Source organism: Aquabacterium sp. CECT 9606 (assembly GCF_918741295.1).
Lineage (GTDB): Bacteria > Pseudomonadota > Gammaproteobacteria > Burkholderiales > Burkholderiaceae_C > Aquabacterium.
In genome coordinates this window covers 446,339-460,639 of record NZ_CAKKNB010000003.1, presented here as the reverse complement: position 1 = coordinate 460,639, position 14,301 = coordinate 446,339, and the positions used below count along the sequence as shown (strand labels likewise).

Annotated in this window: 12 protein-coding genes; 9 read left to right on the top strand and 3 right to left on the bottom strand. The window is 63.7% G+C overall.

The window, feature by feature from the left end; translation table 11 throughout:
• Positions 1–4: 4 nt before the first annotated feature.
• From LQ232_RS14800 to LQ232_RS14790, 3 genes are read right to left on the bottom strand one after another with little or no spacing between them, the layout of a single operon-like run.
• Positions 5–3,118 carry a multidrug efflux RND transporter permease subunit gene (locus LQ232_RS14800; RefSeq protein WP_230181114.1) on the bottom strand — a complete coding sequence of 1,038 codons (3,114 nt, stop codon included), beginning with the start codon at positions 3,116–3,118 and terminating at the stop codon, positions 5–7.
• The gene (locus tag LQ232_RS14795; RefSeq protein WP_230181113.1) at positions 3,115–6,183 is read right to left on the bottom strand and encodes an MdtB/MuxB family multidrug efflux RND transporter permease subunit; all 3,069 of its coding nucleotides are present in this window, start codon (positions 6,181–6,183) and stop codon (positions 3,115–3,117) included. The genes LQ232_RS14800 and LQ232_RS14795 overlap by 4 nt, the downstream gene beginning before the upstream one ends.
• Positions 6,184–6,195: 12 nt before the next feature.
• Positions 6,196–7,461: an MdtA/MuxA family multidrug efflux RND transporter periplasmic adaptor subunit gene (locus LQ232_RS14790; protein ID WP_230181112.1), complete on the bottom strand. Its 1,266-nt coding sequence runs from the start codon at positions 7,459–7,461 to the stop codon at positions 6,196–6,198.
• Positions 7,462–7,698: 237 nt separating this feature from the next.
• Between LQ232_RS14790 and ccmA the strand changes: the two genes are divergently transcribed.
• Genes ccmA through ccmI form a run of 9 tightly spaced genes read left to right on the top strand, consistent with a single transcriptional unit; the run spans position 7,699 to position 14,294 of the window.
• Complete coding sequence (gene ccmA / locus LQ232_RS14785) at positions 7,699–8,337, top strand: cytochrome c biogenesis heme-transporting ATPase CcmA (protein WP_230181111.1); 639 nt, start codon at positions 7,699–7,701, stop codon at positions 8,335–8,337.
• The gene (gene ccmB, locus LQ232_RS14780) at positions 8,331–8,999 is read left to right on the top strand and encodes a heme exporter protein CcmB (RefSeq protein ID WP_230181110.1); all 669 of its coding nucleotides are present in this window, start codon (positions 8,331–8,333) and stop codon (positions 8,997–8,999) included. The genes ccmA and ccmB overlap by 7 nt, the downstream gene beginning before the upstream one ends.
• 16 nt (positions 9,000–9,015) lie before the next feature.
• Entirely contained in the window at positions 9,016–9,801 is a 786-nt protein-coding gene (ccmC, locus tag LQ232_RS14775) for a heme ABC transporter permease CcmC (protein ID WP_371820288.1), read from the top strand.
• The gene (gene ccmD, locus LQ232_RS14770; protein WP_230181109.1) at positions 9,798–9,992 is read left to right on the top strand and encodes a heme exporter protein CcmD; all 195 of its coding nucleotides are present in this window, start codon (positions 9,798–9,800) and stop codon (positions 9,990–9,992) included. Before ccmC ends, ccmD begins: the two co-directional genes overlap by 4 nt.
• Positions 9,989–10,444: a cytochrome c maturation protein CcmE gene (ccmE, locus tag LQ232_RS14765; RefSeq protein ID WP_230181108.1), complete on the top strand. Its 456-nt coding sequence runs from the start codon at positions 9,989–9,991 to the stop codon at positions 10,442–10,444. Before ccmD ends, ccmE begins: the two co-directional genes overlap by 4 nt.
• Positions 10,441–12,399 (top strand): heme lyase CcmF/NrfE family subunit, encoded by a 1,959-nt coding sequence (locus tag LQ232_RS14760; protein WP_230181107.1) that lies wholly within the window; start codon positions 10,441–10,443, stop codon positions 12,397–12,399. Before ccmE ends, LQ232_RS14760 begins: the two co-directional genes overlap by 4 nt.
• Positions 12,396–12,926 carry a DsbE family thiol:disulfide interchange protein gene (locus LQ232_RS14755; protein WP_230181106.1) on the top strand — a complete coding sequence of 177 codons (531 nt, stop codon included), beginning with the start codon at positions 12,396–12,398 and terminating at the stop codon, positions 12,924–12,926. The genes LQ232_RS14760 and LQ232_RS14755 overlap by 4 nt, the downstream gene beginning before the upstream one ends.
• On the top strand, positions 12,919–13,389 hold the full coding sequence (locus LQ232_RS14750; protein ID WP_230181105.1) for a cytochrome c-type biogenesis protein: 471 nt from the start codon (positions 12,919–12,921) through the stop codon (positions 13,387–13,389). Before LQ232_RS14755 ends, LQ232_RS14750 begins: the two co-directional genes overlap by 8 nt.
• Complete coding sequence (gene ccmI / locus LQ232_RS14745) at positions 13,386–14,294, top strand: c-type cytochrome biogenesis protein CcmI (RefSeq protein WP_230181104.1); 909 nt, start codon at positions 13,386–13,388, stop codon at positions 14,292–14,294. Before LQ232_RS14750 ends, ccmI begins: the two co-directional genes overlap by 4 nt.
• The last annotated feature ends 7 nt before the right edge of the window (positions 14,295–14,301 follow it).

Here is a 14,301-nt window from a genome sequence, read left to right as displayed (position 1 = left end):
GATCTCAGGCGGCGGAAGGCTGGGCATGCGGGACCAGGTCTCGCTTTTGGCGTCGACGGCTCAGGCGGTCCATGCACACAAAGACGACAGGCGTGGTGTACAGCGTCAGCAACTGGCTGAGCACCAGGCCGCCGACGATGGCGATTCCCAAAGGTTGGCGAAGCTCGGCGCCGTCGCCAGTGCCCAGTGCCAAGGGAATGGCGCCAAACAGGGCGGCCAACGTCGTCATCAGGATGGGTCGCAGACGAAGCTGCGCTGCCTTGTGGATGGCCTGGGCCGCGCTGAGCACCTGGCCGCGCACCGTCGCCTGCCTTTGTTGCTCAAGCGCGAAGTCGATCATCATGATGGCGTTCTTCTTGACGATGCCGATCAGCAGCACCACACCGATCAAGGCAATGATGGAGAACTCCGTCTTGAACAGCATCAAGGCGAGCAGGGCGCCCACGCCTGCGGAGGGCAGGGTGGACAAGATGGTGATCGGGTGGATCAGGCTTTCGTACAGGATGCCCAGCACCAGGTAGATCGTGATCACTGCGGCCAGGATGAGCAGCGGCTGGCTCTTGAGCGAAGCCTGGAAAGCATTGGCCGTGCCCTCAAAGGTGCCACGGATGGAGACCGGCACACCCAACTCTGCCACCGCGTTGTTGATCGCATCGGTGGCCTGCGACAGCGAGCCGCCCGACGGCAGGTTGAAGCTGATGGTGGAGGCCGGAGTGCCCTTGTCATGGCTGACCGACAGGGGCGCCAAGGTGGGCTCGACGCGGGCAATTGCACTCAGTGGCACCTGCTCGCCACTGTCCGAGGTGATGTAGAAGCTCTTGAGCGCATCCGGGCTTTGAAGGTATTCGGGGGCCAGCCCCATCACCACACGGTATTGGTTCAGCGGGTTGAAGATGACGCCCACCTGCCGCTGGCCAAAGGCATTGTTCAAGGTGTTGTCAATGTTGCGCATGGTCAAACCCAGGCGCGCGGCAGCATCGCGGTCAATCACCAGGGAGGTCTGCTGGCCACGGTCCTCCTGGTCGCTGCTCAGGTCTTCCAGTTGGGGCAACTTGCTCAAGGCCTGGCGGATCTTGGGCTCCCAGGTGCGCAGATCCTGCAGTTCGTCGGCCTGCAAGGTGTATTGAAACTCGGAATTGGATTGGCGCCCGCCAATGCGGATGTCCTGCCCCGAGCGCATGAACAAGCTGGCCCCTGGCACCTGGGTCAGTTTGGGCCGCAGGCGGTCGATCACCTGGTCGGCCGAGGCATCGCGTTCGCTCAAGGGCTTGAGCGCGATGAACATGTTGGCGGAGTTGCGCTGCCCGCCGCCGGTGAAGCCGGTGACGTTGGCCACGGCTGGGTCCTTGCGAACAATGTCCATGAAGCTGTCCAGCTTGGTCTTCATCGACTGGAACGAGCTGCCTTGGTCGGCCTGCACATTGGCGATGATGCGGCCGGTGTCCTGTGTTGGGAAAAAGCCCTTGTCGATGATGCGGTACAGGTGGACGTTCAAGCCCACCACCGCGACCAAGGCGAGCAAGGCCAGGGGCTGGTGCCGCAGCGTCCAGCCCAGCGAACGGCGGTAGCCCCGCTGCACCGATGATTGAAACGCGGCCAGTTTCCGGGCGATCCAGCCCGGGGCCTGGCGCACGGCCTGGCGTGGGCGCAGCAAGGCGGCCGCCATCATGGGCGTGGTGGTCAGCGAGACGACCATGGAGATCAGGATGGCCACCGACAGCACCACGGCGAACTCGCGGAACAACCTGCCCACAATGCCGCCCATGAAAAGGATGGGGATGAAGGCGGCGATCAGGGACAGGCTGATGGACAGCACGGTAAAACCGATCTCACGCGCCCCATCCAGGGCGGCTTGCAAGGCGGTCTTGCCTCGCTCCATGTGGCGCGTGATGTTCTCGAGCACGACGATGGCATCGTCCACCACGAAGCCGGTGGCCACCGTCATCGCCATCAGCGACAGGTTGTCCAGGCTGTAGCCCAGCAGGTACATCACGCCCAAGGTGCCGGCCAGCGACACCGGCACGGCCACCGACGGAATCAGCACGGCGCGGGCATTGCGCAGGAAGGCGTAGACCACCACCACGACCAGGCCGATCGAGATGGCCAGGGTCTTCTCGACCTCGCGCAGTGACGCCCGAATGGTGTGGGTGCGGTCCATCACCACGTCCAGGTCGATGCCGGCCGGGATGGACGAGCGCAGCTGGGGCAGCATGGCGTTGACACGGTCAACGGCCTCGATGATGTTGGCGCTGGGCGCCTTGTTGAGCAGCAAAAGGATGGCGGGCTTGCCATTGGCCAGGCCATAGGCGCGCACGTCCTGCACTGAGTCATTCACTGCGGCCACGTCTTTCAGGCGCACCGCCGACCCGTTGCGGTAGCTCAGGATGATGGGCGCGTATTCGGCGGCGGTGCGGGATTGGTCGTTGGCCCCGATCTGCCATTGCCGTTGGCCGTCTTCCACCGTGCCTTTGGGCCGGTTGGCATTGGTGTTGACCAAAGCCATGCGCACCTGGTCCAGCGAAATGCCGTTGGCCACCAGTTGATTGGGGTTCAGGTCCACGCGCACGGCGGGCAGCGATCCGCCGCCAATCGACACGTCGCCCACCCCATCGACCTGTGCCAGGCGTTGTGCCAGCACCGTGGACGCCGCGTCGTACATCTGGGCCGTGCTGAGCGTGCTGGACGTCAGAGACAGGATCATGATGGGCGGATCGGACGGGTTGACCTTGCGGTAGGTCGGGTTGCTGGGCAGACCGGTGGGCAACAAGGCCCGGGCGGCATTGATGGCGGCCTGCACGTTGCGCGCGGCACCGTCGATGTCCCGGTCGAGGTTGAACTGCAAGGTCACCCGCGTGCTGCCCAGTGAGGAGTTGGACGTGATCTCGTTGACCCCGGCGATGCTGCCCAAGGCGCGCTCCAACGGTGTGGCCACGGTGGCCGCCATGGTTTCTGCGCTGGCGCCGGGCAGGGACGCAGACACTGAAATCGTCGGGTAGTCAATCTGCGGCAAGGGCGCGATGGGCAACAGGAAGAAGGCCAGCACCCCTACCAGCGCCATGCCGATGGTCAGCAGCGTGGTGGCCACAGGCCGGGTGATGAACGGGGCCGAGATGTTCATCGCTTGAACCGCCGCACCAGTGCCGAGAAGCCCAGGTAAATCACCGGCGTGGTGAACAGCGTGAGCAACTGGCTGACGATCAGCCCGCCCACCATGGTCACGCCCAAGGGGTGGCGCAACTCGCTGCCCACGCCAGTGCCCAGCATCATGGGCAGGGCGCCCAGCAGGGCCGCCATCGTTGTCATCAGGATAGGCCGAAAGCGCAGCAGGCAGGCCTGGTAGATGGCTTCGCGCGGGTTCAGGCCCTGGTCACGTTCGGCCTCCAGCGCGAAGTCGATCATCATGATGGCGTTCTTCTTGACGATGCCGATGAGCAGCACGATGCCAATGACGGCGATGATGCCCAGGTCGAGCCGGAAGGCCAGCAGCGCCAACAAGGCGCCCACGGCGGCCGAGGGCAGCGTGGACAGGATGGTCAGCGGGTGGATGTAGCTTTCATAGAGCACGCCCAGCACGATGTACATCGTGACCACGGCCGCGACCACGAGCAGCAAGGTGTTGCTCAAGGATGATTCGAACGCCCGGGCCGCGCCCTGGAAATCGGTCTCGACGCTGACGGGCAGGTCCATCTTGGCTTGCTCGGCCTTGATGGCTTCGACCGCATCGCCCAGGGCCACGCCCGGTGCCAAATTGAAGGACAACGTGGCCGCCGGGAACTGGGCCACGTGGTTGATCACCAGCGGCGCCGCTTTTTCGCTGATGCGGGCCACGGACGACAAGGGCACCTGCACGCCATCGGTGCCCGAGACATACAGGCTGTTCAGCGATTGTGGCCCCAGCCGGTAGCTGGGTTCCACCTCCAGGATCACGCGGTACTGCATGGACTGCGTGAAGATCGTGGAGATGATGCGTTGCCCAAAGGCGTTGTACAGCGCCGAGTCGATGGCGGCCACGCTCACGCCCAAGCGGCCGGCGGCATCGCGGTCAATGTCGACAAACGCTTGCAGGCCCTCGTCCTGCAGGTCGGTGGCCACGTCGCTCAGTTGGGCCAGGGTTCGCATGCGGGTCAGCATGAGGGCGGTGGCGGCTGACAAGTCCTTGGCGTCGGGCGAGCTCAAGGTGACCTGGTATTGGGTCTTGGCCACCCGGTCCTCGATCGTCAGGTCCTGCACGGGCTGCATGTACAGGGAAATGCCCGGCAGATCCCGGGCCGACTGCGACAGCCGCGTGATGACCTCGCTGGCCGACAAGCCCCGCTCATCCTTGGGCTTGAGCGTGATCAGCATGCGCCCGGTGTTGAGCGTGGCGTTGGCGCCATCCACTCCAATGAAGGAGGACAGGCTCTCTACCGCCGGATCTTTGAGGATGACCTCGGCCAGGCGTTGCTGCTGTTCGGCCATGGCCCCATACGAGATGGATTGAGACGCCTGCGTGATGGCCTGGATGGCACCCGTGTCCTGCAGCGGGAAGAAGCCTTTGGGCACCACCATGTAAAGCAGCACCGTGATCACCAAGGTCAGGCCAAAGCCCAGCAGGGTCAGGGCCTGGCGGTCCAGCACCCAGTTGAGCATGCGGCCATAGCCGGCGATGGCCCGGTCAAAGCCACGGCCCACGGCCTGGTACAGCTTGCCATGGCTTTCCTCGGGGGTGTGCTTGAGCAGGCGCGCCGACATCATGGGGGTGAGGGTGAGCGACACCACTGCCGAAATCAGGATGGACACGGCCAAGGTGATCGCGAACTCGTGGAACAGGCGCCCCACCACGTCGCCCATGAAGAGCAAAGGGATCAGCACGGCGATCAGCGAGATCGTCAGCGAGATGATGGTGAAGGCGATCTGCTTGGAGCCTTTCAAGGCCGCGTCCATGGGACTATCGCCCGCCTCCACGTAGCGCGCGATGTTCTCGATCATCACGATGGCGTCGTCCACCACAAAGCCGGTGGAAATGGTGAGCGCCATCAAGGTCAGGTTGTTGATCGAAAACCCCGCCAGGTACATCACGCCGAAGGTGCCCACCAGTGACAAAGGCACCGCCACGGCTGGGATCAGCGTGGCCGAGGCGCTGCGCAAGAACACGAAGATCACCATCACCACCAGCACAATCGCCAGCACCAGCTCGAACTCAACGTCTTCAACCGAGGCGCGGATGGTGACGGTGCGGTCGCTCAGCACCTTCACATCGATGGACGCGGGCAGGGTGGCCTGCAGTTGCGGCAGCAAGGCCTTGACGCGGTCAACCGTTTCAATCACGTTGGCGCCTGGTTGGCGCTGCACGTTCAGGATCACGCCTGCGGTGGTGTTGGCCCAGGCGCCCAAGCGCAGGTTCTCGGCGTCGTCCACCAGTTTGGCCACATCTTTCAGGCGAATGGCGTTGCCGGCCTTGTAGGCGATGATCAGGTTGGCGTAGTCGCTGGCCGCCTTGAGCTGGTCATTGGCATCGATGGTGGAAGCGCGCGCAGCGCCATCGAAGCTGCCCTTGGCCTGGTTGACATTGGCGTTGCCGATGATGGTGCGCAGATCATCGAGCGAGATGCCCACGGTGGCCAGGGCCGTCGGGTTGGCCTGGATGCGCACGGCGGGACGCCGCCCGCCCGCGATGCTGACCAGGCCCACGCCCGGCGCTTGCGAGATCTTTTGCGCCAGCCGGCTTTCGACCAGATCGTGCACCTTGATCACCGGGAGCGAGGGCGAGGTGATGGCGATGGTGAGGATGGGCGCGTCCGCCGGGTTGATCTTGCTGTAGGTTGGCGGCATCGGCAAATCGCTGGGCAGCAAGCTGGTGCCCGCGTTGATGGCCGCCTGCACTTGCTGCTCGGCCACGTCCAGCGACACATCCAGCGTGAACCGAAGCGTGATCACCGATGCGCCACCCGAGCTGGTTGACGACATCTGATTCAGGCCGGGCATCTGGCCGAACTGCCGCTCCAGTGGGGCCGTGACCGACGAAGCGATCACGTCAGGGCTGGCACCGGGGTACAGGGTGGACACCTGGATCGTAGGGTAGTCCACCTCGGGCAGTGCGGACAGCGGCAGCAGGCGAAACGCCAACAGGCCCGCCAGCAGGATGGCGAGCATGAGCAGCGCCGTGGCCACTGGGCGTTCAATGAATATCTTGGAAGGATTCATGCCACGCCTGGATCAGTGCGAGGGCGCACCGTGGCGACGCTTGGGGGATGAGGCCGACGCCGCCGCACCGGGCGTGATGATGTCGATCTGAGCCCCTTCGCGCAGGCGGTCGGTGCCATCAACCACCACTTGCTGCCCGGGCTGCAAATCGCCTTGCACACTCACCCAGTCGCCATCGTTGGCACCGGCGCGGACGACCTTGGCGCTGACCGTCTTGTCGGCGTTGACCACGTAAACATAGGTGCCCTTGGCGCCACGCAGTACCGCGGCGCCCGGCACGGCCAAGCTGTCTTCCAACACATTGAGCTGCAGGCGCACATTCACCGACTGGTTGGGGAACAGGCCGCCATCGAGGTTGGGAAACTGCGCCTTGAGCTTGATCGTGCCGGTGGTCGCGTCAATGGCGTTGTCGGTAGTGGCCACCTTGCCATCGGCCAGCTTGACCTTTTGTTCACGGTCCCAGGCCTCGACCGGCAACGCCTGCCCAGCCTTGAACTGGCGGGTGATCTGCGGCAATTGCGTGTCGGGCACCGCGAACACCACATTCACGGGTTGCGTTTGCGCGATGGAAATCAAACCGTTGGCGTCACTGGCGTGCAAGACGTTGCCCAGGTCGGCCTGCTTGAGCCCAAGCCGCCCGGAAATGGGGGCCGTGATGCGGGTGTACGACAGCTGTAATTTGGCACTGTCAACCTGGGCCTGGTCGGATTGAACGGTGCCCTGCAGTTGGCGCACCAGGGCGTCTTGCGTGTCCACCTGCTGCTTGGCGATGCCATCCTTGGCGAGCAGATCGCGGAAGCGCTCGGCGTCCAGTTTGGCGTTCTGCAATTGCGCCTGGTCTCGGGCCAACTGGCCTTGGGCCTGTGCCAGGGCGATCTGGAAGGGGCGGGGGTCGATCTCGGCCAACAGGGCGCCGGCCTTCACCACCTGGCCCTCCTGGAAGTGGATGGCCTTGAGCTCACCGTCGATCTTGGCTTTGACCACGGCGGTGTTGGCCGCGGCGATGGTGCCGATCGCCGTGACGCTGACCCGGATGTCCTGCCGTTTGACCACCCCCACCGACACGGGCTGGACTTTGCTGGCCCCACCAAAACGCCCGGCCTTCTTGTCGTTTGGCGCGTTGCTGGCTTGGCTGGCGCCGTCCTGGGCGGCCTGGCTGCGGTGCTGCCAGTACCACCAGCCCCCCAACGCGCCCGCGGCAAGCATGGCGCCGATCAACCAGGTGGCGACTTTGCCGGTCTGTTTTGTGAGGCGGGGCTGGGTGGCTTCAGGCGTCATGACAAGGCGGGCTCAATCGTTGTTTTGCCTGGAGTTTGCCGCATGCGGGTGGCCGCCTCGTGAGCAGCCGGTAAAGATAGGAAAAGGAAACCACCCCCGAGCCAACAGTGCATATGCATGTGCGGATTCATTCGTTTGCCTCATGGGGGCTGCCCGATAAAGTTCATAAAACAATAAGCCCCTTGAAGTCATGACTGTATTGAAGCAAAGCCGCCGGCGCATTCCGGGCGGGCAAAAATGACGTTGCAGGCCCATCAACTGGCTTGCGCGCGCGGTGATCGGCAGCTGTTCAATGGTTTGAACTTCGAGATCAAGGCGGGCGAAGCGCTGTGGGTCAGCGGCAGCAATGGCGCGGGCAAGACCAGCCTGCTGCGCCTGCTCTGCGGCTTGGCGCAGCCAGAGGAGGGGTCCGTGCGCTGGGCTGGGCGCAACATCCGGTCTCTGCGAGAAGACTTTCACCGCGACCTGCTCTATGTGGGGCACACCGCCGGCATCAAGGACGACCTGACAGCCTGGGAGAACCTGGCCTTGGGCAGCCGCTTGTCTGGCAAGCCCTGCAGCCAGGCCGATGCGCTGGTCGCGCTGGACCAGGTGGGCCTGTTGAACGAGACAAGCTTGCCTGCCCGGTCTTTGTCTCAAGGGCAGCGCAAGCGTGTGGCCCTGGCCAGGTTGGGCCTCAGGCCAGCGCCGAAGTTGATGGTGCTGGACGAGCCCTTCAATGCGCTTGACCAGGAATCCATCCGCCGCTTGAGTGCCACCTTGAACGGGCACCTGGCCTCGGGCGGCATGCTCGTCTACACCACGCACCAGCCGCAAAGCCTGAGTCCATCGCGCCTGCACCAACTCGATCTGAACCAGGTCTCGCCATCATGCTGAAAGTGTTGGGGGGTGTCATCCAGCGCGATCTGGTGCTGGCGTTCAGGCGTCGGTCAGACGTGCTGACCACGGTGTTCTTCTTTGCCATTGTCACGACCTTGTTTCCGCTTGGTGTGGGGCCCGAGCCCGAACTGTTGCGGGCCATGGCGCCTGGCATCGTCTGGGTGGCCGCCTTGTTGGCATCGATGTTGTCCCTGGGCCGGCTGTTTGCGCTGGATTTTGCCGATGGCACCTTGGAGCAGTTGGCCCTGTCGGCCGAACCCTTGGCCGTCATCGTCGTGGGCAAGGTGGTGGCGCACTGGCTGGTGTCCGGTCTGCCCCTGGTGATCTTGTCGCCCCTGCTGGCAGTGCAGTTTGGCCTGGCGGGCGATTCGATCTCGGTGCTGTCGGCGAGCTTGCTCATGGGCACCCCGGTGCTGAGCCTGTTCGGCGCCGTGGGCGCGGCCCTGACCCTGGGCGTGCGGGGAGGCGGGGTGCTGGTGTCCTTGCTGGTGCTGCCGCTGTGCGTGCCGGTGTTGATTTTTGGGTCTGGCGCGGTAAGCGCCCAGGCCAGCGGCTTGGGCAGCAGCGCTCATCTGCAACTGCTGGGCGGTGTGCTGGCCAGTGCCGCAGTGTTGACCCCTTGGGCCACCGCCGCCGCCCTGCGCATCGCGCTGGAATGAGAAGCCATTGATGAGGATTGCGAACGTGTCTACCTTGAACAAACCGCTGGGGGCCAGCGCCTCAACGCCCTCTATCTGGTGGCGGTATGCCTCGCCCCAGCATTTTTACGCCCTTGCCGGGAAGCTGATGCCTTGGTTTGCCGCCATCGCCGCCGTGTTGACGGCGCTGGGCTTGTACATCGGCTTCTTCCGGGCACCCACCGATGCCCAGCAAGGTGATGCCTACCGGATCATCTTCCTGCACGTGCCGGCCGCGTGGCTATCGATGTTCATCTACGTGGTGATGACCTTCTGGGCCGCGCTGGGGCTGATTCTGAACACGCGCCTGTCGTCGATGATGGCCCGCGCCTTGGCGCCTACCGGTGCCTTGTTCACCTTCCTGGCCTTGTGGACCGGCGCGCTGTGGGGCCGGCCCACCTGGGGCACCTGGTGGGTGTGGGATGCCCGGCTCACCTCTGAAGTGATCCTGCTGTTCCTCTACATCGGCTTCATGGCCTTGCAGGCGGCCATTGACGACCCTCGGCGCGGTGACAAGGCCGGTGCCGTGCTGGCCCTGGTGGGCGTGGTCAACGTGCCGGTGATTTATTTCTCGGTGCAGTGGTGGAACACGCTGCACCAAGGTTCGTCCATCAACTTCCGCAGCGAAAGCACGATGGCCACGACCATGCTGGTGGCCATGCTCATCACGGCCCTGGGCCTGTGGTCCTACTCCATCGCGGTGGCATTGGCGCGCTTGCGCCGCATCGTCCTGGAGCGTGAACGCCACACCGCCTGGGTGGCCAATCTGGAGGTCAATCCATGATCTGGCACAACTGGAGCGACTTCTTCTCGATGGGCGGCTATGGCCTGTATGTGTGGGGTTCGGTGATCGTGGTGTTCGCCGTGCTCTTGGCCGAAGTGAGCGAGCTGGCCTGGCGCAGCAAGGCCATCAAGGCCGAGTTGCTGCTGGCCCAGGCAGTGCGCAAGCAAGCTGATCGAACGCTGGCCCAATGAAGTCGCGCAACAAGCGATTCCTGCTGGTGGCCGTGGGCCTGCTGCTGCTGAGCCTGGCGGCCTGGCTGGTGCTCTCGGCATTTCAGAAGAACCTGGTGTTCTTCTTCACCCCGACGCAAATCCTGGCGGGCGAGGCGCCGCAAGGCCACAGCTTCCGGGTGGGTGGGATGGTGGAGAAGGGCAGCCTGCAACGACAGACCGATGGCGTCACCGTCAGCTTCATGGTGACAGACACCGCACAGCGTGTGACCGTCCATTACCGGGGCATGCTGCCCGATCTGTTCAAAGAAGGCAAAGGCGTGGTGGCCCAGGGCAAGCTGTCTGAAGGCAAGGTGTTCGTGGCCGATGAGGTGCTGGCCAAGCACGATGAGAACTACATGCCACCTGAGGCGGCCTATGCCTTGAAGAAGGCCGAGCAAACAAGCACCCTGCAAGCAAAGGACGGACGATGATCCCCGAACTGGGCAACTTTGCCCTCATGCTGGCTTTGGGCCTGGCGCTGGTTCAAGGCCTGCTGCCATTGGCCGGGGCTTTCAAGAAGAACGCCCGCTGGATGGCCGTCGCGCGTCCAGCGGCGGTGGGGCAATGCCTGTTCGTGTCACTGGCGTTTGGCGCGTTGGTCTGCGCTTTCGTGGGCAACGATTTCTCGGTGACTTACGTGGCGAACAATTCCAATTCGCTGCTGCCGGTGCATTTCCGCATCGCGGCCAGCTGGGGCGGGCATGAGGGCTCATTGCTGCTGTGGGTGCTGATCCTGTCCTTGTGGACCTTGGCCGTGGCGCTGTTCAGCCGCCAGTTGCCCGCTGAAACGCTGGCCCGCGTGCTGGGCGTGATGGGCCTGATCAGCGTTGGCTTCCTGTGCTTCATGCTCTTCACATCCAACCCCTTCGACCGCACGTTGCCTGCGCTGGCCGAGGGCCGTGACCTGAACCCCTTGCTTCAGGATCTGGGCATGATCGTGCACCCGCCCTTGCTGTACATGGGCTATGTTGGCTTCTCCGTGGCCTTCGGCTTTGCAGTGGCAGCTTTGCTGGGTGGGCAACTCGATGCCGCCTGGGCGCGGTGGTCACGGCCCTGGACCTTGGTCGCCTGGATGTTCCTGACCTTGGGCATCTTCATGGGCAGCTTCTGGGCCTATTACGAGCTGGGCTGGGGCGGTTGGTGGTTCTGGGACGCGGTTGAGAACGCCTCCTTCATGCCTTGGCTGGTGGGCACCGCCTTGATCCATTCGCTGGCGGTGACTGAAAAGCGCGGCAGCTTCAAGAACTGGACGGTGTTGCTGGCGATCCTGGCGTTCTCCTTGTCTTTGCTGGGCACTTTCCTTGTTCGCTCGGGCGTGTTGACCTCGGTGCATGCTTTTGCGACCGACCCGCGGCGCGGCCTGTTCATCCTGATCTTCCTGGCCATCGTGATCGGGGGCTCCCTGGCGCTGTTCGCCTGGCGTGCGCCCAAGGTGGGGCTGGGGGGTAAGTTCGGTTTGTTCTCGCGCGAGTCGATGCTCCTGGTGAACAATGTGTTGTTGTTGGTGGCTGCCGGCACCGTGCTGTTGGGCACCCTGTACCCGTTGATCATCGACGCCTTGCAGCTGGGCAAGATCTCCGTGGGCCCGCCTTATTTCGAGGCCGTGTTCGTGCCTTTGATGATCCCGGTGCTGGTGCTGATCGCCGTGGGGCCGTTCGTGTCCTGGAAGAACGCCTCTGTCAAACAATTGCTGGTGCGCTTGCGCTGGCTGGCGCTGGGTGTGCTGGTGGTCGCGGCCGTGGCAGCCTTGGTCTTGAAGTTCTCGCCCATGGTGGTTCTGGGCATCACCTTGGCCTTCTGGGTGGTGCTGAGCACGGCATCGCACCTGATTCAACGTTTGCGCCATGCCTCGCAAGGCACTTCGCTCATCCAACGCATCAGGCGCCAGCCTCGCAGCTATTGGGGGATGATCGTTGCGCATGCGGGCATTGGCGTGTTCGTCGTGGGGGTCACTTTGGTCAAAGGGCTCGAGACCTCGCAAGACGCCAGTTTGCGCCCGGGCGACAGCGTCAATGCTGGCGCCTACACCTTAGTCTTCACGGGGTTGAAGCAAATCGATGGGCCCAACTACATCGCGGCACGGGGCACGTTCGAGGTGAGCCAGCACGGCCAGATCGTGGCGGCCATGCACCCCGAAAAACGCATCTACACCGCGCAGCAAATGCCCATGACCGAGGCGGCCATTGACCGCAGCCTGACCCGCGACCTGTACGTGTCCATCGGTGATTCGACCAAGGGTGGGGCCTGGCAGGTGAGGGTGCAGCACAAGCCCTTCGTCAGCGGGATCTGGGCCGGGGCGCTGATCATGGCCCTGGGCGGTTTCCTGGCCGCCTCTGACAAGCGCTACCGCCTGGCCTCGCGCCAGAAAAGCATGAGGTCTGCATGAGCAAGCGTTTTCTTTGGCCGCTGGGCATTTTTCTGATCCTCCTGGTGTTCCTGGGTGTTGGCCTTCAGCGCGATCCGCAAGAGATTCCGTCACCCTTCATTGGCAAAGCCGCGCCCGCCTTCACGCTCACGCAGTTGGAGTCGCCCCAGAAAAGCTTCAGCCCCCGCGACATGCAAGGCCAGGTCTGGCTGTTGAACGTGTGGGCATCGTGGTGCACCTCATGCCGCGAAGAACACCCGGTGCTGCTCGCGTTTTCCAAACAGGCCGGTGTGCCGATCGTGGGCTTGAACTACAAGGATGGGCGCCACGATGGCCAGCAATGGCTGAGCCGGTTTGGCAACCCCTACCAGGTGTCGGCGTTTGATTTGGACGGGCGCGTCGGCATTGACTATGGCGTGTACGGTGTGCCAGAGACCTTTGTGATCGACAAGCATGGCGTGGTTCGCCTCAAGCACACCGGACCGATCACGGAAGAGGTCATCCGCAGCAAGCTGCTGCCCTTGATCAAGGAGTTGAGCCATGCTTAACCGCCTTCGCGGACCCGCCGCCTGCCTGATCCTGGCGCTGGCATTGGGCGTCGCGCAAGCGGCAGACCAAGATGACGCCGCGTTTGAGCAGCGCGTCACACACCTGACGGAAGAGCTGCGCTGCCTGGTCTGCCAGAACCAGACCTTGGCCGATTCGCACGCCGACCTGGCCGTCGACCTGAAAAACCAGGTTCGGGAAAAGCTTGCGCAAGGCCAGTCGGACCAGGAGGTGTTGGATTACATGGTGGAACGTTATGGCGACTTCGTGTTGTACCGCCCGCCGGTCAAGGGCATCACCTGGGCGCTTTGGTTCGGGCCATTCCTGCTGCTGTTGTCCGGACTTGCATTTTTGTTGCTCAAGTTACGTGAGAAGCCAACGCCGGCAGAGCCTTTGAGCCACACCGAACTGGCTCGGGCCGCGGCCTTGCTGGCCGGTAGTCCTGCGGGGAAAGAACATCCATGATGGCCTTCTATGCTTCAGCGGCAGCCATGCTCGCCATGGCTTTGCTGTTCGTGCTGCCGCCCTTGCTGCGCACCGGCGTGTCATCAGGCAGTGATGTGTCAAGCGGCGCATTGAACCTGCAGGTTCTGCGTGACCAACTGCGAGAACTGGATGCCGACTTGCAAGCCGGCACCATTGACGCGCAGGCTCACCAAAGTGCCCGGCATGAGTTGGAACTCCGTGTTGCTCAGGATGTTCACGCGGCGCCTGCGAGGCTGCAGGCCAATCTTCGGCAGCACTGGTCCGCATTGGCGGTGGTGGTCCTCGTGTCATTGGTGGCCGTGTCGGCCTATCGGGCAGTGGGCACACCGCAGGGCTTGAACGTGGCCAGCGCGGCGCATTCTGCAACGAGCAACCAGCCCATGGGGGATGCGGCCGCAGGTGGCCAGGTCACGGCAGAACAGATCGAAGCCATGGTGGCCCGCCTTGCTGAGAAGCTCAAGGCCAAGCCGGACGATGCCAACGGCTGGCGCATGTTGGCCAAGTCTTACGAAACACTGCGGCGCTTTGACCAGGCTGTGGATGCGTATCAACACCTGCTGAAACTGATGCCCAACGATTCAGCGGCGATGGTGGACTACGCCGTGACCCTGGCCATGAGCTCCGGGCAAAGCCTGTCTGGCGAGCCAGAGCGGATCATCAACCGCGCCCTGGAGATCGATCCGGGCAATCTGCAGGCCTTGGCGCTGGCGGGCAGTGCTGCCTTTGAGCGCCATGACTACGCCAAGGCGGTCACGCCCTGGCGCAAGATCCTGGCGCTGGCGCCTCCGGATTCAGACATGGCACGCTCAATCGCCGCCAGCATCGACAAGGCCGAAGCCCTGTCGGCTGGCCAGCAGGCAGCCCCAAAAGCGGCAGCCCGTTGAGGCGGCC

Bases quoted from the DNA above. Each gene is read 5' to 3' on its own strand.
- LQ232_RS14800 (WP_230181114.1), bottom strand. From the start codon at position 3,118: ATGAACATCTCGGCCCCGTTCATCACCCGGCCTGTGGCCACCACGCTG.
- LQ232_RS14795 (WP_230181113.1), bottom strand. From the start codon at position 6,183: ATGAATCCTTCCAAGATATTCATTGAACGCCCAGTGGCCACGGCGCTG.
- LQ232_RS14790 (WP_230181112.1), bottom strand. From the start codon at position 7,461: ATGACGCCTGAAGCCACCCAGCCCCGCCTCACAAAACAGACCGGCAAA.
- ccmA (WP_230181111.1), top strand. From the start codon at position 7,699: ATGACGTTGCAGGCCCATCAACTGGCTTGCGCGCGCGGTGATCGGCAG.
- ccmB (WP_230181110.1), top strand. From the start codon at position 8,331: ATGCTGAAAGTGTTGGGGGGTGTCATCCAGCGCGATCTGGTGCTGGCG.
- ccmD (WP_230181109.1), top strand. From the start codon at position 9,798: ATGATCTGGCACAACTGGAGCGACTTCTTCTCGATGGGCGGCTATGGC.
- ccmE (WP_230181108.1), top strand. From the start codon at position 9,989: ATGAAGTCGCGCAACAAGCGATTCCTGCTGGTGGCCGTGGGCCTGCTG.
- LQ232_RS14760 (WP_230181107.1), top strand. From the start codon at position 10,441: ATGATCCCCGAACTGGGCAACTTTGCCCTCATGCTGGCTTTGGGCCTG.
- LQ232_RS14755 (WP_230181106.1), top strand. From the start codon at position 12,396: ATGAGCAAGCGTTTTCTTTGGCCGCTGGGCATTTTTCTGATCCTCCTG.
- LQ232_RS14750 (WP_230181105.1), top strand. From the start codon at position 12,919: ATGCTTAACCGCCTTCGCGGACCCGCCGCCTGCCTGATCCTGGCGCTG.
- ccmI (WP_230181104.1), top strand. From the start codon at position 13,386: ATGATGGCCTTCTATGCTTCAGCGGCAGCCATGCTCGCCATGGCTTTG.